This is a genomic window from Pseudazoarcus pumilus (assembly GCF_002872475.1).
Classification (GTDB): domain Bacteria; phylum Pseudomonadota; class Gammaproteobacteria; order Burkholderiales; family Rhodocyclaceae; genus Pseudazoarcus; species Pseudazoarcus pumilus.
In genome coordinates, this window is sequence record NZ_CP025682.1 from 2,396,649 (window position 1) to 2,418,658 (window position 22,010).

Annotated in this window: 25 protein-coding genes; 13 read left to right on the forward strand and 12 right to left on the reverse strand. The window is 66.2% G+C overall.

Annotated features, from left to right (window positions below):
• Positions 1–6 precede the first annotated feature (6 nt).
• The 6 genes from fliM (at position 7) to fliR (ending at position 4,048) form a co-directional block, all read left to right on the forward strand.
• On the forward strand, positions 7–1,017 hold the full coding sequence (gene fliM, locus C0099_RS11725) for a flagellar motor switch protein FliM (RefSeq protein WP_102247588.1): 1,011 nt from the start codon (positions 7–9) through the stop codon (positions 1,015–1,017).
• The gene (gene fliN, locus C0099_RS11730) at positions 1,010–1,516 is read left to right on the forward strand and encodes a flagellar motor switch protein FliN (protein ID WP_102247589.1); all 507 of its coding nucleotides are present in this window, start codon (positions 1,010–1,012) and stop codon (positions 1,514–1,516) included. Before fliM ends, fliN begins: the two co-directional genes overlap by 8 nt.
• 271 nt (positions 1,517–1,787) lie before the next feature.
• Positions 1,788–2,210 (forward strand): flagellar biosynthetic protein FliO, encoded by a 423-nt coding sequence (fliO, locus tag C0099_RS11735; protein WP_228151579.1) that lies wholly within the window; start codon positions 1,788–1,790, stop codon positions 2,208–2,210.
• Between the two features lies 1 nt (position 2,211).
• Positions 2,212–2,958, forward strand: coding sequence for a flagellar type III secretion system pore protein FliP (fliP, locus tag C0099_RS11740; RefSeq protein ID WP_102247590.1), 747 nt, complete (start codon positions 2,212–2,214; stop codon positions 2,956–2,958).
• Positions 2,959–2,975: 17 nt separating this feature from the next.
• Positions 2,976–3,245 (forward strand): flagellar biosynthesis protein FliQ, encoded by a 270-nt coding sequence (gene fliQ, locus C0099_RS11745; RefSeq protein ID WP_102247591.1) that lies wholly within the window; start codon positions 2,976–2,978, stop codon positions 3,243–3,245.
• A gap of 23 nt (positions 3,246–3,268) precedes the next feature.
• Positions 3,269–4,048, forward strand: a complete 780-nt coding sequence (fliR, locus tag C0099_RS11750) for a flagellar biosynthetic protein FliR (RefSeq protein WP_102247592.1) — start codon at positions 3,269–3,271, stop codon at positions 4,046–4,048.
• A gap of 58 nt (positions 4,049–4,106) precedes the next feature.
• Here the strand turns inward: fliR and C0099_RS11755 are convergent, their stop codons facing one another.
• The 12 genes from C0099_RS11755 to flgB form a co-directional block, all read right to left on the reverse strand.
• Positions 4,107–4,517 carry a hypothetical protein gene (locus C0099_RS11755; protein WP_102247593.1) on the reverse strand — a complete coding sequence of 137 codons (411 nt, stop codon included), beginning with the start codon at positions 4,515–4,517 and terminating at the stop codon, positions 4,107–4,109.
• Between the two features lie 4 nt (positions 4,518–4,521).
• Positions 4,522–5,718, reverse strand: coding sequence for a flagellar hook-associated protein FlgL (gene flgL, locus C0099_RS11760; protein WP_102247594.1), 1,197 nt, complete (start codon positions 5,716–5,718; stop codon positions 4,522–4,524).
• Between the two features lie 11 nt (positions 5,719–5,729).
• A complete protein-coding gene (gene flgK / locus C0099_RS11765; protein WP_102247595.1) occupies positions 5,730–7,658 on the reverse strand; it encodes a flagellar hook-associated protein FlgK in 1,929 nt (642 codons plus the stop codon).
• A 51-nt stretch (positions 7,659–7,709) separates the two neighbouring features.
• Positions 7,710–8,693 (reverse strand): flagellar assembly peptidoglycan hydrolase FlgJ, encoded by a 984-nt coding sequence (gene flgJ, locus C0099_RS11770; protein ID WP_102247596.1) that lies wholly within the window; start codon positions 8,691–8,693, stop codon positions 7,710–7,712.
• Positions 8,694–8,695: 2 nt separating this feature from the next.
• Positions 8,696–9,802, reverse strand: coding sequence for a flagellar basal body P-ring protein FlgI (locus C0099_RS11775; protein ID WP_102247597.1), 1,107 nt, complete (start codon positions 9,800–9,802; stop codon positions 8,696–8,698).
• Positions 9,803–9,815: 13 nt separating this feature from the next.
• Positions 9,816–10,490 carry a flagellar basal body L-ring protein FlgH gene (locus tag C0099_RS11780; RefSeq protein WP_102248489.1) on the reverse strand — a complete coding sequence of 225 codons (675 nt, stop codon included), beginning with the start codon at positions 10,488–10,490 and terminating at the stop codon, positions 9,816–9,818.
• Positions 10,491–10,501: 11 nt separating this feature from the next.
• Positions 10,502–11,284 (reverse strand): flagellar basal-body rod protein FlgG, encoded by a 783-nt coding sequence (gene flgG, locus C0099_RS11785; RefSeq protein ID WP_102247598.1) that lies wholly within the window; start codon positions 11,282–11,284, stop codon positions 10,502–10,504.
• 118 nt (positions 11,285–11,402) lie between these two features.
• Positions 11,403–12,137, reverse strand: a complete 735-nt coding sequence (gene flgF / locus C0099_RS11790; protein ID WP_102247599.1) for a flagellar basal-body rod protein FlgF — start codon at positions 12,135–12,137, stop codon at positions 11,403–11,405.
• A 46-nt stretch (positions 12,138–12,183) separates the two neighbouring features.
• Positions 12,184–13,413: a flagellar hook protein FlgE gene (gene flgE / locus C0099_RS11795; protein WP_102247600.1), complete on the reverse strand. Its 1,230-nt coding sequence runs from the start codon at positions 13,411–13,413 to the stop codon at positions 12,184–12,186.
• Between the two features lie 12 nt (positions 13,414–13,425).
• Entirely contained in the window at positions 13,426–14,091 is a 666-nt protein-coding gene (locus C0099_RS11800) for a flagellar hook assembly protein FlgD (RefSeq protein WP_102247601.1), read from the reverse strand.
• Between the two features lie 22 nt (positions 14,092–14,113).
• On the reverse strand, positions 14,114–14,518 hold the full coding sequence (gene flgC / locus C0099_RS11805; protein WP_102247602.1) for a flagellar basal body rod protein FlgC: 405 nt from the start codon (positions 14,516–14,518) through the stop codon (positions 14,114–14,116).
• 11 nt (positions 14,519–14,529) lie between these two features.
• Positions 14,530–14,937 (reverse strand): flagellar basal body rod protein FlgB, encoded by a 408-nt coding sequence (flgB, locus tag C0099_RS11810; RefSeq protein WP_102247603.1) that lies wholly within the window; start codon positions 14,935–14,937, stop codon positions 14,530–14,532.
• A gap of 263 nt (positions 14,938–15,200) precedes the next feature.
• On the opposite strand from flgB, the gene flgA reads away from it, so the two are divergent.
• The 7 genes from flgA to parC all read left to right on the forward strand — a co-directional run bounded on the left by flgA (position 15,201) and on the right by parC (position 21,995).
• Positions 15,201–15,899, forward strand: coding sequence for a flagellar basal body P-ring formation chaperone FlgA (flgA, locus tag C0099_RS11815; protein WP_102248490.1), 699 nt, complete (start codon positions 15,201–15,203; stop codon positions 15,897–15,899).
• A gap of 148 nt (positions 15,900–16,047) precedes the next feature.
• The gene (flgM, locus tag C0099_RS11820; RefSeq protein ID WP_102247604.1) at positions 16,048–16,350 is read left to right on the forward strand and encodes a flagellar biosynthesis anti-sigma factor FlgM; all 303 of its coding nucleotides are present in this window, start codon (positions 16,048–16,050) and stop codon (positions 16,348–16,350) included.
• Positions 16,347–16,820 carry a flagella synthesis protein FlgN gene (locus C0099_RS11825; RefSeq protein WP_102247605.1) on the forward strand — a complete coding sequence of 158 codons (474 nt, stop codon included), beginning with the start codon at positions 16,347–16,349 and terminating at the stop codon, positions 16,818–16,820. The genes flgM and C0099_RS11825 overlap by 4 nt, the downstream gene beginning before the upstream one ends.
• A gap of 92 nt (positions 16,821–16,912) precedes the next feature.
• Entirely contained in the window at positions 16,913–18,886 is a 1,974-nt protein-coding gene (locus C0099_RS11830; protein WP_102248491.1) for a DNA topoisomerase IV subunit B, read from the forward strand.
• A 98-nt stretch (positions 18,887–18,984) separates the two neighbouring features.
• Complete coding sequence (locus C0099_RS11835; RefSeq protein WP_102247606.1) at positions 18,985–19,263, forward strand: type II toxin-antitoxin system RelE/ParE family toxin; 279 nt, start codon at positions 18,985–18,987, stop codon at positions 19,261–19,263.
• Between the two features lie 11 nt (positions 19,264–19,274).
• Positions 19,275–19,625, forward strand: a complete 351-nt coding sequence (locus tag C0099_RS11840) for a HigA family addiction module antitoxin (protein WP_102247607.1) — start codon at positions 19,275–19,277, stop codon at positions 19,623–19,625.
• Between the two features lie 33 nt (positions 19,626–19,658).
• Positions 19,659–21,995: a DNA topoisomerase IV subunit A gene (parC, locus tag C0099_RS11845; RefSeq protein WP_102247608.1), complete on the forward strand. Its 2,337-nt coding sequence runs from the start codon at positions 19,659–19,661 to the stop codon at positions 21,993–21,995.
• The last annotated feature ends 15 nt before the right edge of the window (positions 21,996–22,010 follow it).

Sequence of the window (22,010 nt, forward strand, 5' to 3'; positions counted from 1 at the left end):
GAGCGCATGTCCGATTTTCTCTCCCAGGATGAAGTGGATGCCCTGCTCCGTGGCGTCACGGGGGAGCCGGACGAACCCGAAGGCGGCGACGAGGAAAGCGGCGGCGTCCGCCCCTACAACCTGGCCACGCAGGAGCGCATCGTCCGCGGCCGCATGCCGACGATGGAGCTCATCAACGAGCGCTTCGCCCGCTACCTGCGTATCGGCCTGTTCAACTACATGCACCGCAGCGCCGAAATCTCGGTAGGCCCCATCAAGGTTCAGAAGTACAGCGAGTTCGTTCGCAACCTGGTCGTGCCGACCAACCTCAACCTGGTCCAGGTCAAGCCGCTGCGCGGCACCGGGCTGGTGGTGTTCGACCCCAATCTGGTGTTCCTCGTCGTCGACAACCTCTTCGGCGGGGACGGGCGTTTCCATACCCGAGTCGAGGGGCGTGATTTCACGCCCACCGAGCAGCGCATCATCCAGGGCATGCTCGAGGTGGTTTTCAACGAGTACGCGCGCGCATGGGCGCCGGTGTACAAGATCGAGCTCGAGTACGTGCGCTCGGAGATGAACTCGCAGTTCGCGAACATCGCCACGCCGTCCGAGATCGTCATCGCGACCACCTTCACGCTGGAATTCGGCGGTGCCCAGGCCGAATTGCACATCTGCAAGCCGTATTCGATGGTCGAGCCGATCCGCGACCTGCTCTACTCGACCATGCAGAGCGACCACCTGACCCAGGACAACCGCTGGGTGAAGCTGCTGTCGCGCCAGTTGCAGACTGCCGAGATTCCCCTCACCGCGCAGTTCGGCACGGCCCAGGTCACGCTCGGCGACATCGTCAACATGCGCGCCGGCGACGTCATCCCGCTGGACGTGCCTACGCACCTGTGCGTCGAGGTCGACGGCGTACCCGTGATCCGCGGCCAGTTCGGCACGCAGGACGGACATTACGCGATCCGCGTCGACCACTTCGTCGCCGAAGAGGAACGCGCGGAACCGCAAACCCTGGCCGGAGAAGACCATGGCTGAGAACGAAACCGAAGAATCCCAGATCAGCGAGGACGACTGGGCCGCCGCAATGGCCGAGCAGGCCAGCGCCGAGGACAGCGGCCAGGCTGCGGCCGACGCGGTCGGGGACGACGAGGCCGAGCGCGTCGCCAAGGAACTGGCCGAGGCGGCCGAAGAAGACGAATCGCCCTTCCAGGCAAAGCCCGCCAGCCATCTGTTCGAGGATTTCGGCAGCGGCAGCGCACGCGCCGGGTCGATGAACGACTTCGACATGATCCTCGACATCCCGGTGCAGCTCACCGTGGAGCTGGGCCGCACCAAGCTGTCGATCCGCAACCTGCTGCAGCTCGCGCACGGGTCCGTGGTCGAACTCGACGGCCTGGCCGGCGAGCCCATGGACGTGCTGGTCAATGGCACGCTGATCGCACAGGGCGAGGTCGTGGTGGTCAACGACAAGTTCGGCATCCGCCTGACGGACATCATCACGCCGGGCGAGCGCATGCGCAAACTGCGCGGCTGAGATCCCGCAGGCGAAGGTCGCCCCAGGCGTAGGTCGCATCGAGCCATAGGCGAGTGCGACACCCCGGCCAGCCGCAGCCGCCACCCGAACGGCGCGCAAACCGGCACGGTGGGTGTCGCACTCGCTTCGCTCGCCGCGACCTACGGCTGCGACGGAACGTCGGTCGCGGCGACACCAAGCACCGATTAGCGGCAAGATTTGCCGCCTTATCCGAGCGATCCGGGACCGCTCCCGCCCCTATGCTGGAGGCGTCGAATCCCCGGATGCGCCCGTGCCCCCGATTCTCCCCTTCCTGTCCGTCACCGTGCTCGCGAGCGTCCCGGCCGCTGCGGCCGGCGAAGCCGCGCCCGATCTGGGCAGTTCACTGGTGCAGATGGTCGGCGGCCTGGCCGTCGTCGTCGCCCTGCTGCTCGGCAGCCTGTGGCTGATCAAGCGTCTGTCGGGCCCGCGCGGTGCCGCCACCGGCCTGAAGGTGCTCGGCGCCGCACCGGTCGGCCCGCGCGAGCGCGTGGTGTTGGTCGAGCTGGCTGACCAGATTCTCGTGCTGGGCGTCACCCAGGGCAGCGTCAACACGCTGCACACACTGCCCGCCGAGGAGTTCCGCCGCCATGCTCCGGACGCGCCCACAAATGGGGGCGGAGACTTCCAGAACTGGCTCGCCAAGGCGCTCGAGCGCCGCAACCGGGGGGGCTGAGATGCACGGCCGCTGCCTGCGCACGCTCCTCGCCGCCATCCTATTGGCCGCTCCACTCGCGGCCATCGCCCAAGGCGTACCCGCATTCACCGCCACCGACACGCCCGGCGGCGGCACCAGCTACAGCCTCAGCATCCAGACGCTGCTGCTGCTCACCGTACTGTCGTTCATTCCCGCGATCGTGCTGATGATGACCTGCTTCACACGCATCATCATCGTCTTCGCCCTGTTGCGCTCAGCGCTGGGCACGCAGACCTCACCCCCCAACCAGGTGCTGCTTGGCCTGGCGCTGTTCCTGACCTTCTTCATCATGTCGCCGGTGGCCGAGCGGGTGTATGCCGATGCCTGGCAGCCGCTGTCGGTCGGCGAGATCGAACTCGACGAGGCGGCCTTGCGGGCCACCGGCCCGGTCAAGGCCTTCATGCTCGCCCAGGTGCGCGAGAACGATCTGGCGCTGTTCGCACGCCTGTCGAGGACACCGCCGGTAGAGCGCGCCGAGGATCTGCCGATGCGCGTGGTCGTGCCGGCCTTCGTCACGTCCGAACTCAAGACCGCCTTCCAGATCGGCTTCATCGTCTTCATCCCGTTCCTGGTCATCGACATGCTGGTCGCATCGGTGCTGATGTCGATGGGCATGATGATGATGTCGCCAGTCATCGTGTCCCTGCCGTTCAAGATCATGCTGTTCGTGCTGATCGATGGGTGGACCCTGCTCATCGGCTCGCTCGTGCAGAGCTTCGCAATGTAGTTTCCGGAGAACACGCAATGGATGCAGGTACCGTGATGGACATCGGCCGGCAGGCCGTACAGGTGACGTTGATGATGAGCGCGCCGCTGTTCCTCGCCGCCCTGATCACCGGCCTGGTGGTGAGCATCTTTCAGGCGGCGACGCAGATCAACGAAATGACCCTGTCGTTCGTACCGAAGCTGATCGCGATCTTCATCACGGCCGTGGCCGCCGGCCCGTGGATGATCACGCTGATCATGGATCTGGCCACCCGCCTGATCAGCGGCATCCCGACCACCATCGGCTGACGGCTGGTCTACAGCCTTTCGCCATGCTCCAGGTCACCGCCGCTCAACTCGACGCCTGGCTCGCTGCCTTCATGTTCCCGATCGCGCGCCTGCTCGGCCTGTTCGCATCCGCGCCCCTGTGGAGCAACCGCGGCATTCCGATACGCGTGCGCCTCGCTGCGGGCCTGGCCATCGCGCTGGCGGTGCTGCCCGCACTGCCGGACATGCCGGCGGTACCGACCGATTCCTGGGATGCGCTCGGGTTGCTCATGCACCAGGTGCTGATCGGCGTGGCGATCGGCTTCATGATGCGTCTGATGTTCGCTGCGGTGGACGTGGCCGGCGAGATGATCGGCCTGCAGATGGGTCTGTCCTTCGCCATCTTCTTCAGCCCCACCACCGGCGGCCAGACCTCGGTCATCGCCGAGTTTCTCGGTCTGCTGGCATTGCTGGTGTTTCTGGCGCTGGACGGCCATTTGATGCTGGTCGGAGTGCTCGTGAAGAGCTTCGAATGGCTGCCCGTGGGCGCTGCGACCGCGCGTGACGGCTGGATGGTAATCGTGAGCCACGCCGCGCTGATGTTCGCCGCCGGCGTGATGATGGCCTTGCCGATGGTCGCGACGCTGCTGATCGCCAACATCGCGCTGGGCATCCTGACGCGCGCGGCGCCGCAGCTCAATCTCTTCGCGGTGGGCTTTCCGGTGACGCTGACGGTGGGCTTTCTGGTGCTCTTTCTGAGCCTGACGGTGATCGGCCCCGCACTGCACCGCCTGTTCGAGCAAGGCTTCGCAAGCATCGACGCGCTGCTGCGCGCGATGGCATGAGGGCGTGCGACGGGCCCACGGGTGCAACTGGGGCCGCTAGCGCAACTGCAAATTCGTTCTAGTAGCCCAGCATCTGCGAACGCACGACGCGGATCTCACCGCGCGCGCTGCGCCGGCCGAAGAACAGCCCCGAATCGATGCCCTCCTCGTAGCGCAGTACGTCGAATCCGGCGTGGCCGCCATCCTCGACGAGCTGGCGCGCGCCATGCAGGAAGGCCTGACGCGCCTCGCCTGCGCCCCCGGTGATCAACGTGCGCATGCGCAGTTCGAGACGATAGCGCGTCTCGTCGATCTGCGTGACGCCAACGCGCCAGCCGGGCACGAGCACATCGCGCGAGCCTTCTTCGGCCGATGCGGTCTCGGCAGCAGGCACGGCGAACATGTCCGAACCGCCCTGGGCGTGCCGTTGCTGCGACGTCGGAGCACAGGCGGCGAGCAGAAAGATCGCAAGGCAGAGCAGGGCACGCATCGAATCAGCTCAGGAAGTTGAACAGGCTCAGGCCGGTCACGCGCAGGTAGGACTGTTGCGCGGCCTCGAGAAAGACCTGCTGACGCGACAGGCGCGAGATCGCCTCGGCAACGTCGACATCCTGCAAGCGCGAGATCTCGGACGCGTACTGCACCTCGAGGTCGCCGCCGACATTGGCGAGATTGTCGATCTCCACCATTTGCGAGCCGATGCGTGCACGTACGCGGGAGATGCTCTCCAGCGCGGAATCCAGCGTATCGAGTCCGAAGGCCACGGCGGCATCGGCGACCTCGGCCGCGCCGGGGCGCTCGACGGCATCGATCACCAGCGCGAGGTTGGCGAAGATGTCGTCGGAGGCGACGAAGGCCTCGAATCGATCGCCCGCCTCCGGTGTACCGGCGATCTCGAACTCGACGCCGCCATCGAACGTGATCGTGTCCGGCGGCCCGGCAGTGAACGTGACCGGCGCAATGTTCTGGTCGGGCTGTCCGGGCTCGCGGCGCGTGACCGCATAGTTCGCGCCGTCATACTCGATCTCGTACCGAATGCCCGCATCGGGCGCGACCGAGCCGCCCGCCAGCGTGATTGCCCCGTCGCCGGTGTTGTCGGCGGCCGCCGCGGTCCACACCGGATCGTCGGGCAGGCGCACGCCGGCGAACACTTCCGATCCCGCGAAAGAAACCGGCATCGTGCGCGCAGCCGAGACCTGTACGCCGACATTGCTGTCGTCGCCCTGGTAGGCGACGTTGCCGAAGCCGCCGACGTAGGGCTGGGTGTTCGTCTTGAAGCCGGAGAACACGAAGTCGCCCTGCGCATCCTTGCTGTTGGCGATGCCCAACAACGCGTCGTACTGCGCACGCAGGTCGGTGGTAATGGCCTCGCGCTCTTTCGAACCGTAGGCCGCGTTGCCCGCCTGCACGACACGCTCGCGCACGTACTGCAGGATGTCGCCGACGCCCGTCAGGCGACTTTCGACGACGCCCAGCCGGTCATAGGCGTTGGACTGGTTGGTCATGAACTGCTGATTGACCTCGCGCGACTGCCCGACCTCGAGCGCGCGCGCAGCCGCGATCGGGTCATCCGACGGCGTCAGGATGCGCCGCCCGCTGGCAAGCTGCTGCTGGGTCTTGAGCAAGGACGCAGTCTGGTTCTGCATCTGCACCAGACCCTTGTCGTAGATCATGCTGGTCGATACGCGCATCACATCACTCCTCAGCGGCCGAAGGACAGCACTTCGTCGAACAGGCGCTGCGCCACCGTCATCACGCGCGCCGAAGCCTGATAGGCCTGCTGGAAACGGATCAGGTTGGCCGCCTCCTCGTCGAGGTTCACACCGGAAAAGGACTCGCGTGCATCCCTGGCCTGCTGCAGCAACGACTCCTGCGCCTTCTCGCCGGTCTGCGCCTCGCGCGCCTTGTTGCCGACGAAGGACACCAGTTGCGAGTACGCCGACTGCATCGTCGCGCGCGGCGTGCCATCGGCTCCGGTAAGCATCACCCGGCTCGTCTGCAAGGCGGCGATGGCGAGCATGTTGCGGTTGTCTCCGGGGACCGCGTCATCGAAGGAGAAGGCGAAGGTGTCCGCGTCGGAGGGCACGCCCGACAGGCGGAACGAGAACGACTGCGTGCCGTCGGAGATCGTGAACTCCTTGGGCGAGTCCACGGCCGGATCGTAATCGCCGTCAGGCACGAAAGCGTAGCCCGGCGGCAGCCCCGTCAATTCCTGGTTGGTCGCATCGAAACTCAGTTCGAACGACGACGGATAGGCCACCGACTGGTCGGGCTGCGCGCTCAGCACGGCCACACCCGAACCGGCGTTGCCCTCGGCATCGATGGTCACGGCCGAGCCGGCGGCGATGCGCGCCGGATCGCTCATCGTCGGCGACAGTGTGATGCTGCGGGCGGCGTCGCGCAGCGGCGTGATGATGAAGCTCTCGCCGGCCACGGCATTCCCGGGAATCGAGATGGACAGGCCCAGCTCGGCTTCCGGGTCGGCAATGACGGTCCCGTCGGATACGCGCTCCAGCGTGTAGGTGCTGGGGCTGGTCCACTCCAGACGGTAGCTCTCGCGATCGAGCAGCGAGTCGTCGACGATCGCGACTTGCGGCGCGTCGCCGGTGACCGCGCCTTCGGGCTGGACCATCGACGGTGCGAAGAAGTTGCCACCCGCCTGTCCGTCCAGGTCGAGACCCAGCCGATGCTGACGATTGACGACTTCGATGAGGTTGCGCGCGATCAGGTCGATCTGGTTCTGCGTCTGGTCGAGCACCTCGCTGCGGAACGACAACAGGCCACCGAGGGCACCGCCGGCAAGCAGACGCTCGGGCAGCACGATGTCGGTTCCGCTGGGATTGTCGACGACGATGGTCTGGCGCGTCGGATCGTTCGGGTCGTTGGTGACCGTCTTGAGCTGGACCGTGCTGTTGCCCTGCACCAAGGCCTGGCCGGAGCCGATGAACACGCTCATCTGGCCATCGCGCTCGATGATGCCGCGCGCCTGGATCAGCGTATTGAGTTCGAGCAGCAGCTCATTGCGCTGATCCTGCAGGTCATTGGCCTGATAACCCTGAGCACCGGATGCCTGGGCAAGCGCAATGCGCTGGTTGAGTTCGGCGATGTCGCGGCCGATCGAGTTGATGCGCTCGACGCTCTGTCCGATCTCGGCTTCGGTGCCTTCGCGCACTTCCTGGATACGCCCGTCCATCGCGCGGATGCGCGCCGACACGCTCTCGGCGGTCGACAACATGGCCTGCCGTGCGGGGATGCTGGTCGGATTGGCGGCGACGTCCTGCACCGCAGCGAAGAACTGGTTGAGCACCGGGGAGAGCCCCACCTCGGGGTCGGCGAGCAGATTGTTGATCTGCGAGATCTGCGCACCATAGGCCTGGAACTCGGAGAAGCGGTTCTGCGAGTTGCGCACCTGGGTGTCGAGGAACTCGTTGTACTGGCGCGTGACGTTGCCCACCTGCACACCGTTGCCGAAGAATCCGACACCGCTGAACTCGGGGTCGTTGGCGAGTTGCGAGACGAGCTGGCGCGAATACCCCGGCGTGTTGGCATTGCTGATGTTGTGCGAGGTCGTGTTGAGGTTGAGCTGGGCGACGTTCAAGCCCGACAGACCGATTCCGAGCATTCCGGCCATGATTCACTCCCAATGGCGTTTGACCGGACTACTGCAAGAAGCTTGCCAGTTTCACCGCAGCCGTTCGACAAAGGACGTCTGGAAGCTCCCGGCGACGGCCTCGAGGCGGTCGCCGATCACCCGCTGCAGCTTGTCCGCGTACTGCGGATCCGTCGCATAACCCGCCTTTTGCAGCGCGCCGGCAAAGGCGGCGGCGTCCTGCTGGCCGATCACCCCGGCATAGCGCGGATTGTCCGCGAGCAGCGCGACATAGTCGTCGAAGGCTTCGGCATACGAATCGTAGGCGCGAAAGCGCGCATTCTCGGTGGTTGCACGGCCTGCGACGTACTCGGTCACCGGCAGTTCGACCACCTCGCCGCGCCAGCCCGCACCGGCCTTGACGTTGAACAGATTGTGGCTTGGCGAGCCATCGGCCCGGCGCAACTCGGCACGTCCCCAACCGGTTTCCAGCGCCGCCTGAGCGACGACGAAATGCGTGGGCACGCCGAGCTTGCGACCCGCGTCGGCGGCGTGATCCCAGACCTGTCCGACGAAAGACCCGACGTGGTCCGGCAGCCCGTCGAGGGACGGGCGCGTCGCCCCCGGAGCGGCAATCTCCGCCGCTTCGGGCGAACCCTTTTCCGCCACGGGGGCACTTCGTGCGGCAGGAATTGCCGGCCGGCGGATCACGTCTGCAAGGTCGAAGTAAGTCCGCCCGTCCGGCCCCACGGTGGTATTCCCGCTGCGCCGCTGCATCGCCTCGCCGCCGAGCTGGCGGAAGATCGCGTCGGCAAGACCGGTGCCGCCGCCGCGCGTGGCCAGTTCACCGGCAATCTGCTGGTCGTGGAGCTGCTGGAACATGCTCGTCTGCTCGGAATCGAACAGCCCGTCCGGAGGCGTCGCCTCGCGCATCGCCTTGAACACCATCTGCATGAACACCGCTTCGAACTGCTGCGCCGCGGCGCGCAAGGCCTCGGGCGAATCACCCTCGCGCGCGAGCCGCTTGAGGTCGCCCAGCGAGCGCGGATCCATCGCGTTCAGGGAGGCGACGCTCATGATCAAATGACCTCGAGCTCGGCCCGTAGCGCCCCGGCCGCCTTCATGGCCTGCAGGATGCTGACCAGATCCATGGGCGTGGCGCCGATCGCGTTGAGGGCGTTGACGACCTCAGACAGACTCGCCGATTCGGCCACGTTGAAGATCGTCGACGGCGCCTGCTCGATGTCGACGTTGCCCTGCTCGACGATGACGGTGTCGGCGTCGGTGAAGGGCGGAGGCTGAATCACGCCGACGTCCGTGCCAATCGTCACCGTCAGGTTGCCATGCGCAACGGCCACGTTCTGCAGCGTCACGCGCTGGTTCATCACCACCGAGCCGGTGCGCGAATTGACGATGACCTTGGCCACCTGCTGTTCGGGGGTGACCTGCAGGCTCTCGAGTCGCCCGATGAAGGCCACGCGCTCGGTCGAATCGAGCGGCGCACGCACGCGGATCGTGCGCCCGTCGAGCGCCGTGGCCGCGCCATCGCCGGCGGCGAGATTGATCGCGTCGACCACGCGCCGGGCCGTACCGAAGTCGGTGTCCTTGAGTTCGAAGGTGACGAACTCGCCCTGTCCGAGACTGCTCGCCACCGCGCGCTCCACCGTCGCGCCTGCGGGCACCCGACCGGCGGACAGATGGTTGATCACCTGCGACGCGCCCGGCGCCGAGGCACCCGCGCCACCGACCACGACGTTGCCCTGGGCAATCGCATACACCTGCCCGTCCACGCCCTTGAGCGGCGTCATCACCAGGGTGCCGCCGCGCAGACTCTTGGCGTTGCCCATCGACGAGACCGTCACGTCGATGTTCTGCCCTGGGCGCGCGAATGCGGGAAGGCTGGCGGTGACCATCACCGCCGCCACGTTCTTGAGCTGCAGATTGGTCCCCGGCGGCAGCGTCACGCCCATGTTGCCGAGCATGTTGATGATGCTCTGCACGGTAAACGGCGTCTGCGTGGTCTGGTCGCCGCTGCCGTCCAGACCCACCACCAGACCGTAGCCGACGAGCTGGTTGCTGCGTACGCCGGCAATCGAGGTCAGATCCTTGATGCGTTCGGCCGCAGCCGTCGCCAGCGGCGCGAGCAGCGCGGCGATCACGACCGTAATGATCCAGATGCGTTTCATGCCGGGTGCTCCGTCAGAACGGGAAGAAGGCCAGCAGGAACCGCTGCAGCCAGCCCATGCGCTGCGACTCGTCGATGAAGCCGCTGCCCTTGTATTCGATGCGCGCGTCGGCCACCTGCGTCGACTGCACGGTGTTGGAGGTGGTCACGGTATTGGGGTTGACCACCCCGGAGAAGCGGATGAACTCGTCTCCCTGATTGATCGCCACCTGCTTCTCGCCCGAGACCAGCAGGTTTCCGTTGGGGAAGACGTCGATGACGGTCACGGTAATGGTGCCGTTGAAGGCGTTGTTGGCGGCCGCACCGCCCTGCCCGGCGAAGCCGGACTCGGCGCCGGCCTCGACGCTGAAACGCCCAAGCGACGAGGCGGAAGCATTGCCCAGTGCGGCGATGCCGGCGGTCAGCGAGGACGACCGGTCGGCGGTGGCGTTGGAACTCTTCTGCGCCGTGGTGCGTTCGACCAGATTGATCGTCAGCGTGTCGCCGGGATGGCGCGCGCGCCGGTCTTCGAACAGCGGCCGGGTATGCGCCGCGCGATAGATCGCACCGGTCGCCATCGTCGCCTCTCCGCGCAAATCCGGGCGCACGCTCATCGGCTGGTGCACCGCCGTTGGCGGCACCGTGTAGGGCTGGGCACAGGCGGCGAGCCACAGTGCAGCCAGAGCGGGGAGGAAACGCAAGAAGGCCATCATGAAAACGCTCACAACTGGGTCAGCCGGCCCAGCATCTGATCCGAGGTCTGGATCGCACGGGAATTGAGTTCGTAGGCGCGCTGGGTGACGATCATGCTCACCAGCTCTTCGGCGACGTTGACGTTGGAGGCCTCGACATAGCCCTGGTTGAGTACACCCGCACCGTTGGTGCCCGGCTGATTCGGCGTGGCGATACCGCTCGATGCGGTTTCGATGAACAGGTTCTCGCCGATGTTCTGCAGGCCGCCGGTATTGACGAAGGTCGCAACCTGGATCGCGCCGACCTCGACCGGCTGCACCGCGCCAGCCTGCAACACGCTGACCGTGCCGTCCTTGCCGATGGTGATCGACAGCGCATCCTGCGGAATATTGATGTTGTCGGCGAGCAGGTAGCCACTGGCCGTAACCATGTTGCCCTGGTTATCGAGCTGGAAGGCCCCGTCGCGCGTGTAGGCCAGCGTGCCGTCGGGCTGTTCGATCTGGAAGAAGCCGTTGCCCTGGATGGCGACATCCAGTGAGTTTCCGGTCTGTTGCAGACTGCCCTGGGTAAAGATCTTCTCGGTGGCCACGGCGCGTACGCCCGTGCCCACCTGCAGTCCGCTGGAGATCTGATTGATCTGCGTCTGCTGTCCGCCGGGCTGACGCATGGTCTGGTAGAGCAGATCCTCGAACACCGCGCGCGAGCGCTTGTAGCCGTTGGTCGCGACGTTGGCGAGGTTGTTGGAGATGACGTCGAGCTGGGTCTGCTGGGCGTCGAGCCCGGTGCGGGCGGTCCAGAGCGAGCGGATCATTGCAGTGACTCCTGTTGCGGGCGGCGCACGGGCTGCCCCGACGAGGCCAGAGTACGCGGAGCGTGCGCCGCGCGAAGCGGCGAACAAGGCCGCGAAAGCGTCTCTTATCGCAGCCGCGTCAGCGCGACAGAACCCGCGTGGCGGCCTCGTCGTTGGTCTGTGCGGTCTGCAGCATGCGTGTCTGCATCTCGAACTGTCGTGCCAGCGAGATCATCGTCACGAGCTGGTCGACGACGTTGACGTTGCTGCCTTCGACATAGCCACCTGCGACCTGCACGTTCTCGTCGAGTGGCGCCGGCTCGCCATTCGCGGTGCGAAACAGACCGTCGTCGCCGCGTCTGAGATCCTGCTCGGGCGGGTTGACCAGCTTGAGCCGGTCGACGATGTTGACGACGCCGTTCGCGCCGGGCTCGATCACCGAGACCGTACCGTCGCGTCCAATCGTGACCTCGCTGTCCGGCGGAATCGCGATCGGCCCTGCCTCGCCGATCAGCGGCAGGCCATTGCGCGTCTGCAGGGTGCCGTTGGCGCTGGTCTCGAAGCTGCCGTCTCGCGTGTACGCCTCGCCACCGTTCGGGGCCTGCACGGCGAACCAGCCCTTGCCCTCGATCGCGGCATCGAAACTGCGTCCCGTATGCTGCAAAGGCCCCGGCGTGAAATTGCTGGCCACGCTGGCATCCACCGCGAAGGCGCGGGTGCGCAGCGCCTCGCTTTGCAGTTCGACCGCGCGCAAGCGATGCATCTCGGAGCGAAAACCGGTGGAGTTGGCATTGGCGAGGTTGTTGGCCACGGCGGACTGCTGGTCCAGCGTGCCCTTGGCCCCGGTCATCGCGGTGTAGATCAGGCGATCCATGACGTTCTCCACTCGCCTGCGGCGCATGCGCCGCAGGCGACGACGCTTATCTCAGGTTGGTCACGGTCTGCAGCAACTGGTCCTGCGTGCGGATCGATTGGGCGTTGGCCTGGTAGTTGCGCTGCATGATGATCAGCTGCACCAGTTCCTGCGTGAGGTCGACGTTGGAATCTTCGACCTGACCGGACGAGATCACACCGTTCAGACCGGTACCTGCCTGCCCGCGCACGGCCTGACCCGACTCGGCGGATTCGGCCCACAGGTTGTTGCCGAGCGACACCAGACCATTGGGATTGCGCACCGTCGCCAGCGACACGGCGCCGATCGGCACGGTACGGCCATTGGTGTAACGGCCCTGGATTACCCCGCTCTTGTCGACCGAGACCGCGATGATCTCGCCGGCGGCATAGCCGTCCTGCTGCAGGTCACGAACCACCGAGGGCGTGCCGTATTGCGTCGATTCGGTCAGATCGACGGCGATGTTGAGGATTTCCGAGTCGTTGCCGAAGTCGATACCGAGAACGTCATACGTGCCTCCGGTGGTCAGCACCCCGTTGGTGTCGAACTCAATCACTTCGGGGGCACCGGCAGGCGGCGCGCCGTCGATGCTGGTGTGAACTTCCCACTCACGCGGGTTGGCGGTCTTGACGAAGTAGAACGACATCGTGTGTTCGCCACCGAAGCTGTCGAAGATGCGCGTCGAGGTGGTGAAGTTGTAGGACTCCGGATCGGCGATATCGAGCGGCGTCACCGCTGGCACCGGCGAGTCCGAATCGAGGTTCACCGATGCGCCGACACTGGTCGTGGCCTGTGCCGGCACGCCACCCGGCGGCAGACGCAGTTCGCCGAAGGTCGCGTCGTTGATCTGCAGGTCGCCGGTCACGGCATCGGCCTGATAGCCGAGCAGGCGATCGCCCACCGAGGTGACGATGAACCCTTCCGAATCGATGTCGAACTGGCCGTTGCGCGTGAGCGCCCGCGTGCCGTCGCGCAGCGAGATCTCGAAGAAACCGTTGCCGTTGATCGCCATGTCGAGCGGATTGTTGGTGGTGGTCGTGCCACCCGCGCTGAAATTCTGGCGCACCGCCGTGACCAGACTGCCGATACCCGACTGGACGTTGCCGGCCGAGCCCTGCAGCGAGGCCGCGTACAGATCAGCGAACACCGCCGAACTCGACTTGAAGCCCACCGTGGCGGAGTTCGCGATGTTGTTGCTGACGACATCGATCGCCCGGGAAGATGAAGCCAGCCCGCTCAAACCCTGTTGAAAACCCATGATGTCGCTCCGTCAGAGAATCTGCTTGATGTCGTCGAACTGGAAGATGCCCAGCGAGCCGACCTGCAGGTCGGTGCTGTTCGGTCCGCGCACGATGCCGGTGACCTGGCCGAACTGCAGCGTGCGGGCGTCGACCTTCTCGCCACCGGTGCTGGCTGCAATGGACACGCTGTACATGCCCGGTGCCGCCGCCGAACCGTCAATCGCCGTGCCGTCCCAGACGTAGTTGTGGCTACCCGGCTCGATGTCCTCGAGATCGATCTTGGCCACCTCGAGACCGGATGCATCCTTGATCGTCAGCGTCACGCGCTCGGCGCCGGCCGGCACCTCGAAGCCACCGACGCCACCGGCCTCGGTGAGCACCATGTTCTTGCCCTCGACGAGTACGCCGCGACCAACCAGCGCCGCGGCCTGCATGGCCTCGGCCGAATCCTGACCGGCGAGCATCTGACGGAACAGGCCGTTGAGTCGTTCGATGCCGTCCACGGTGCTCATCTGCGCGAGCTGCGAGGTGACCTCGGCGTTCTCCAGCGGGTTCATGGGGTCCTGGTTCTTGAGCTGGGTGGTGAGCAGGGTCAGAAAGCGCGACTGCGTGTCGCCCTCGCCCTTTTTCGCCGTCGCCTGCTCGGAACGGGCCAGCCCGCTATAGACGTTCTGGGTTTCGCTCACGACACTCATCGCGGTTTCCTCATCTCGTTCTTCACTGACCGATGGTCAGCGTGCGCTGCAATAGCGTCTTGGCCGTATTCATGACCTCGACGTTGTTCTGGTAGGAACGCGACGCGGAGATCATGTTGACCATCTCCTCGACCACGTTCACGTTGGGCATTTCCACATAGCCCTCGCCGTTGGCGGCCGGATTGGCCGGGTCGTAGACCAGGCGCATGGGCGCGGCACTCTCCACCACCTGCGTGACGCGCACGCCGCGCCCCTCGGACTTTCCGACCGGCACAGCCTCGAACACCACCTGCTTGGCGCGATAGGGCTGACCATCCTCGCCGACCACGCTGTCGGCGTTGGCGAGGTTGGAAGCCGTCGTATTCAGGCGCAACGACTGCGCATTGAGCGCGGATCCGGCAATATTGAAGACGTCGAACATGCTCATGGTTCAGCCCCTCACTGTCCGCCGGTGATTGCCGTGCGCATGCCCGAGAGCAGCCCGTTGATGAAGGTCAGGCTGGCCTCGTAGTGCAACGCGTTCTCGGCAAAGGCGGCACGCTCGACGTCCATGTTCACGGTATTGCCGTCGGCACTCGACTGCAGTTCCTGGCGATAGCCGACGTAACCCTCGAAGCCTTGAGCCCCTCCCGTCGGCAGATGACCGGCCGAGGTCTGCGCCAGGGCCATGCCCTCGCCGGGTCGACCGAGTTGCGCGGCCAGTGCGCTGCGAAAATCGATGTCGCGCGCCTTGTAGTTCGGCGTGTCGGCGTTGGCGATATTCGACGCCAGCATTTCCTGACGCCGCGCCTGCAGATTCAGGGCGCTCTGGTGGAACTGCAAAGCTTCCTCGAGTCGGGCCTTCATGCTTCACCTCTTGCGGTTGCGGTCCGTGGCCTGAATGCCGACGCCGCGAACAACTGCCCTATTGCAGCTTTCGTGCCAGCATCGTATGCCCCGCACAACGCCGCCGTTGCGGCGATAAGCGGCGGCTTTTCCGGCCATTTTCGCCGGCACGGCGGATGCGCATGCCGGCGAGCCGGCAGACTTTGCCGGCAACGCCCATTGCCGGTCGGCCCCGTGACAGGCACGCCTTGCCCGCGTCCGTCGGGCGTGATGCAATGCCGTCCATGACGCCCATCGCTGACCTTTTCAAGCACGCCAGCGCACTCGTGCTGCTCGCCAGCTGCGCCGCCGCCATGGCACAACAGCCCGCCGCCCCGGTGGAGAGTGCTGCGCGCGCGCTTCTCGAACGCGAAGCGGCCGGCCTTCCCGGACAGATCGAAGTCGAGGTCGGCGACCTCGATCCAGCCAACCGTCTGCCCCAATGCGCGCAACTCGAAGCATTTCTGCCGTCGGGCGTGCGGGCATGGGGCCAGATCAATGTTGGCGTGCGATGCACTTCGCCGGTGGTGTGGACCGTCTACCTGCCCGCGCGCGTGCGTGTAATGACCGAGTACGTGGTAACCCGTCAGGCGCTCCGGCGCGGCCAGATCGTCGGCCCCGACGACATCCACCTGGAGCGCGGCGACCTCACGGCGCAGGCCGCCAATACGATCACCGACCCCTCGCGCGCGATCGGCGTGCACGCCGCACAGTCGGTCGCCGCCGGCCAGCCATTGCGTGCCGACATGCTGCGTCTGCCCCCGGCGGTCGACCGCGGTCAAACCGTGCGGGTCGTCGGCAGCGGTACGGGTTTCGCCATCTCGGGCGAAGGCCGCGCGCTGAATCGCGCGGGCGACGGCGAATCGGTGCGTGTGCGCCTGGCCAACGGGCAGATCGTCACCGGTGTGGCGCGCGCCGGCGGCATCGTGGAGATGCGCTTCTGAAGCGAAAATGCGATCATCCCGAAGGATGCCGCGCCCGCCACCGGGGTGCGCCGGATCGGCCCCTGCAGGAATGCGTTAAAGTTTTGACGTACGCTGCCGTTCACTCCTTCAGGAGTCCATCGAAGGGACTCGACACCGGAGCCAGACCGTGAAGATCGAAGGTACAAACAAGGGCCTGCCGACACCGCAGACGTCGGACAAACCGAACCCGCCCGCCGGCAAGACCCCGCCGACCGCAGGCGGCAGCGGTGGCGACAAGGTGGAACTGTCGCCGCTGTCGTCCAGCCTCGTCAGGGCCGAATCCGCAATGGCCTCGACCCCTGCGGTCGACAGCGCACGCGTGGACGAAATCCGCCAGGCCATCAGCGAAGGCCGTTTCCGCATCGACCCCGAGCGCATCGCCGACGGACTGATCGACAGCGTGCGCGAGATGCTGGGCAACGCGAAGTGAGCAACGCGGCCGCGCGCCCCCGACTCGCGCAGGCCGTCGAGGCCGAGCTGACGCTGCTCGAGCGCTTTCAGGACCTGCTGCGCCGCGAACAGGAACTGCTCATCGCCGGCGACACCGACGCGCTGATGGCGCTGACCACCCGCAAGTCGGAACTGCACCGGCAACTGCAGCGCCAGCACGACGCGCTGTCCATGCTACTCGGCCAGCTTGGCCACACCCCCTCGTCGGAAGCCGTGCACACACTGTGCGCCGACCTGCCCGACACGCTCGCGCGCTGGAACCGCGTGCTGGAAGTCGGTGCCGACGTGCGCGCACTCAACGAGATCAACGGCAAGCTCATCGTCGAGCGCATGCAGAACAACCAGGCTGCGCTGAGCGTGCTGCTCGCTGCTGCCGATCAGCCCGCGCTGTACGACGCCGAAGGCACGGCCCGCCCCACCGGCCGCGGCCGCCATCTGGGCAGCGCCTGAATTTTCTCCGCTCGTGTTTCACCGGTAGGCGCGCTGCCGACCGGCAGGTATGCTTGTGCGCCATCCGCCACATGACCGAGCACAGCCGCAGCATGTCCTCCAAGAACTACGACGAATCCTCGTTCCGCGTCCTCAAGGGACTGGAGCCGGTGCGCGAGCGCCCCGGCATGTACACCCGCACCGACTCGCCCGCCCACGTCATCCAGGAAGTCGTGGACAACGCGGCCGACGAGGCGCTGGGCGGCTTCGCCAGGAAGATCCATGTCACGCTGCATCTGGACGGCTCGATCTCGGTGGTCGACGACGGCCGCGGCATTCCGGTCGGCATGCATCCTGAAGAAGGCGTACCGGTGGTGGTGCTCGCCTACACGCGATTGCACGCCGGCGGAAAGTTCGACAAGCGCGAAGGCAACAGCGCCTACGCCTTCTCGGGCGGCCTGCACGGCGTCGGCGTGGCCGTGACCAACGCGCTGGCCACGCGCATCGAGGTCGAGGTGCGACGCGACGGCAAGATCCATCGCATCGACTTCTCCGACGGCGGCGAGCGCATCAGCGAGATCCGCATCGAGGGAGAATGCGGGCGCCAGACCGGCACGCGCGTACGCGTGTGGCCCGACGCGAAGTACTTCGACTCCCCGCGCGTCCCGCTGCCCGAGCTCGAGCGCCTGCTGCGCAGCAAGGCCGTGCTGCTGCCCGGGGTTTCAGTACGCCTGGACACCGAACAGGCCGACGGACCGGCGCACACCAAGACCTGGAGCTATCCGGACGGGCTGCCCGGCTACCTGCGCGAACTGGCCGGGGATCTGGAGCCGGTCGCGCCAATTTTCGCGGGCGAGAGCTACGCCGATGCCGACGACCTCGCCTACGCTCCCGGCGAAGGTGCGGCCTGGGCACTGGCCTGGTTCGAACACACCGTACCGGGCGAATCCTATGTGAACCTGATCCCGACGGTGGCCGGCGGCACGCATGAATCTGGACTGCGCGCTGGCGTGTTCGAGGCGATCAAGTCCTTCATCGAACACCACGCACTGCTGCCGCGCGGCGTCAAACTGCAGCAGGAGGACGTGTGCTCCCGCATGAGCTACGTGCTCTCGGCACGCCTGCTCGATCCGCAGTTCCAGGGCCAGGTGAAGGAGAAGCTCAATTCGCGCGAGGCGGTCAAGCTGGTATCGGGGCGCATCCGCGACCCCTTCGAGATCTGGCTCAACAACCACGTCGAGGCCGGGCGCGCCATCGCAGAGCTGTCCATCCGCCAGGCCATGGCGCGGCAGAAGAGCGCGCAGAAGGTCGAGAAGCGCAAGACCTCCGGCGTGGCCGTACTGCCCGGCAAGCTCTCCGACTGCGAATCCGAGGACATCACCGAGAACGAGCTGTTTCTGGTCGAGGGCGACTCGGCCGGCGGCTCCGCCAAGATGGCGCGCAACAAGGAAACCCAGGCCATCCTGCCGTTGCGCGGCAAGGTGCAGAACGCCTGGGAGATCGACCCCGACCGCCTGCTCGCGAACAACGAGATCCACGACATCGCGGTGGCACTCGGCGTCGACGCCCACAGCGCGGACAGCGAGCCGGACCTGTCCGGCCTGCGCTACGGCAAGATCATCATCATGTCGGATGCCGACGTCGACGGCGCCCACATCCAGACCCTGCTGCTGACACTGTTCTTCCGCCACTTTCCCAAGCTCATCGAACGCGGCCACGTGCACGTGGCGCAGCCGCCGCTGTACCGCATCGACGTGCCGGCTCAGGGGAAAAAGCGCCCGGCACGCCGCCTGTACGCGCTCGACGACGGGGAGCTGACGGCAACCCGCGACCGCCTCGCGCAGGAAGGTTTTCGTGCCGACGCGCTCGAAACCGGCCGCTTCAAGGGCCTGGGCGAGATGAACCCGGAACAGTTGCGCGAGACCACCATGGACCCGGCCACGCGCCGCGTACAGCCGGTGCGCGTACGCCCCGGCGCGCTCGACGACACGCTCAAGATGTTCACGCTTCTGATGGGCAAGGGCGAAGCCGCCGGCCGCCGCGCGTGGATGGAGGCCAAGGGCGACAGCGTGGAGGCGGATGTCTGAAATGGCGTACACACACCCTCTATATTTCAAGTGCGCCAACCAACCGCGACCGGACCATAACGCTTTACGTTAATAACGCGGAACGTTAATATCTCGACGTGATCACGTCCTTTGCCTGCGACGACACCCGCAAGCTTTTCGAAGGACATCGGGTTGCCCGTTTCGCGAACATCCAGAGCGTCGCGCTGCGCAAGCTGGCGCAACTGAACGCCGCCACATCGCTGGATTTTTTGCGTGTCCCGCCAGGCAACCGTCTCGAAAAACTCGCCGGCGATCGCGCCGGCATGTGGAGCATCCGCATCAACGATCAGTGGCGAATCTGCTTCGGCTTCGCTTCGGGGCGGGCGACCGATGTCGAGATCGTCGATTACCACTGAAGGAGGCAAACATGGCGCGACAACTTCCCTACCCGCACCCGGGCGAAATCCTGCTTGAAGACTTCCTGAAGCCCATGGGCATCAGCCAGTACCGGCTGGCCAAGGAAATCGGCGTTCCGCCGCGGCGGATCGGCGAGATCGTGGCGGGCAAGCGCGCAATCACCGCAGACACTGCGCTCCGACTGGCCGCCTTCTTCGGTACGGACGCGCAAAGCTGGCTCAACCTGCAGGGAGACTTCGACACCGCAAAGGCGAGGGATGCTCTGGCCGATGTGTTGGCCGGAATTCATCCGTTCGAACCGGGCTTCACGATCGAACGCGAACAACCGGAACAGGCCCCGCGCGAAGACTTCCTGCCCTGACGACGAATCTGTCGCCCCGATCTCGACGAGCACATGACCGACCACACCGACGACCTCCTCGACCATCCGCCCCCTGCCCCGCCCATAAATCCGCCGCCGGATGAACTCGGCGACGACGCGCTGCCGCTGGACCAGTTCGCCGAGCGCGCCTATCTCGCTTATGCGATGAGCGTGGTGCGCTCGCGCGCCCTGCCGCAGGTCGAGGACGGGCTCAAGCCGGTGCAGCGCCGCATCCTGTTCGCGATGAACGAGATGCGCTTGTCGGCCACGTCCAAGCACGTGAAATCGGCTCGCGTGGTCGGCGACGTGATCGGCAAGTACCACCCGCACGGTGACTCGTCGGTGTACGACGCGATGGTGCGCGTGGCGCAGGACTTCTCCCTGCGCTATCCGCTGGTCGACGGCCAGGGCAACTTCGGCTCGCGCGACGGTGATTCGGCCGCGGCGATGCGCTATACCGAGTGCCGGCTGACGCCGATCGCCGAGCTGCTGCTGTCCGAGATCGACCGCGGCACGGTGGACTTCCTGCCCAACTACGACGGCGCCTTCCACGAACCGCAGTTCCTGCCCGCGCGCCTGCCTTTCGTGCTGCTCAACGGCGCCTCGGGCATCGCCGTGGGGATGGCCACCGAGATCCCGCCGCACAACCTCGCCGAGGTCGCCGAAGCCACGGTTGCGCTGATCCGCAACCCCAGGGCCGGGCTCGACGAGATCCTGCCGCTGCTGCCCGGACCGGACTTCCCGGGCGGCGGGCAACTCATTTCCTCGCCGGAGGTGGTGCGCGAAGCCTACGCGAGCGGGCGCGGCTCCCTGCGCCTGCGCGCGCGCTGGCGTTTCGAGGAACTCGCGCGCGGGCAGTGGCGCGTGATCGTCGACGAGTTGCCGCCGGGCGTGTCGACCGCTCAGGTGCTCTCCGAGATCGAGACGCTGACCAACCCGCAGCCGCGCTCGGGCAAGAAGGACGTCACGCAGGAGCAGAAGCAGCTCAAGCAGCTCGTGCTCGGCGCGCTCGAATCCGTGCGCGACGAATCCAGCGACAAGGCATCCGTGCGCATCGTGCTCGAGCCACGCTCCAGCCGCATTCCGCGCGACGAATTCATGGCCGTGCTGCTCGCGCACACCGCGCTGGAGACCACCAGCTCGATCAACATGACGATGATCGGGCGCGACGGACGCCCACAGCAGAAGAACCTGGTGCAGGTGCTGCGCGAGTGGATCGACTTCCGCCACGTCACGGTCGAGCGCCGCACGCGTCATCGTCTGGACGAAGTGGATCGGCGCATCCACATCCTCGAAGGGCGCATGATCGCCTACCTCAACATCGAGGAAGTAATCCGCGTGATCCGCGAATCCGACGAGCCCAAACCGGCGCTGATCGAGGCCTTCGGCCTGAGCGAGACGCAGGCCGAGGACATCCTCGAGATCCGCCTGCGCCAGCTCGCGCGCCTCGAAGGCATCCGCATCGAGCGCGAACTGGCCACACTGCGCGAGGAACGCGAAGGCCTGCAGCATCTGCTCGACAACACCGCGGCGATGACGCGGCTCATCGTCAAGGAAATCCGCGACGATGCGAAGAAGTTCGGCGACGCACGCCGCACGCTGATCGAGCCCGTGGCGGCCGTCGCGCCGGCCGAGATCAGCGTGCCCGACGAGCCGGTGACGGTGGTGATCTCGCACAACGGTTGGGTGCGCTCACGCCAGGGCCATGGCATCGACCCGGCGACGATCTCGTACAAGGCGGGCGACCATGCCTTCGCGGTGATCGAGACACGTACAGTGTGGCCCCTGGTGGTGATCGACACCAAGGGTCGCGCCTATACCGTGCGTGTATCGGAACTGCCCGGCGGGCGCGGCGACGGCAATCCGATCACCACCCTGGTCGAGTTCCAGGACGGTGCCAAGCTCGCGCGCGCGGTCTCGGCCGCGCCGGACACGCAGTGGCTGTTCGCAAACTCGGGCGGCTACGGTTTCATCTGCAAACTCTCGGATGCAGTCAGCCGCCAGCGCGCCGGCAAGGCCTTCATGACGCTGGACAAGGGCGAGAGGATCCTCGAGCCGGCACGTGTGGCCGGCGACTGGATCGCCGCGGTGTCCGGGAACGGCCGCATCCTGGTGTTCGCGCGCGACGAAATGAAGGTGCTCGCCGCCGGCGGGCGCGGCGTGATCGTGATGGGACTGGACAAGGACGAAGCAATGGCCGCCGTCGCTGTGCCGGAGAACGACGCGCCGCTCATCGTGGCCGGCGCCGGGCGCGGCGGCAAGGCAGCCGAACTGGAAATCAAGCCGGCCCAGCTCGAGGCCCTGCGCGGCAAGCGCGCGCGAAAGGGCACGGCGCTGCAGCGCAACCTCAAGCAGATCTCACTGCTATAGCTGTTGTAGATACTC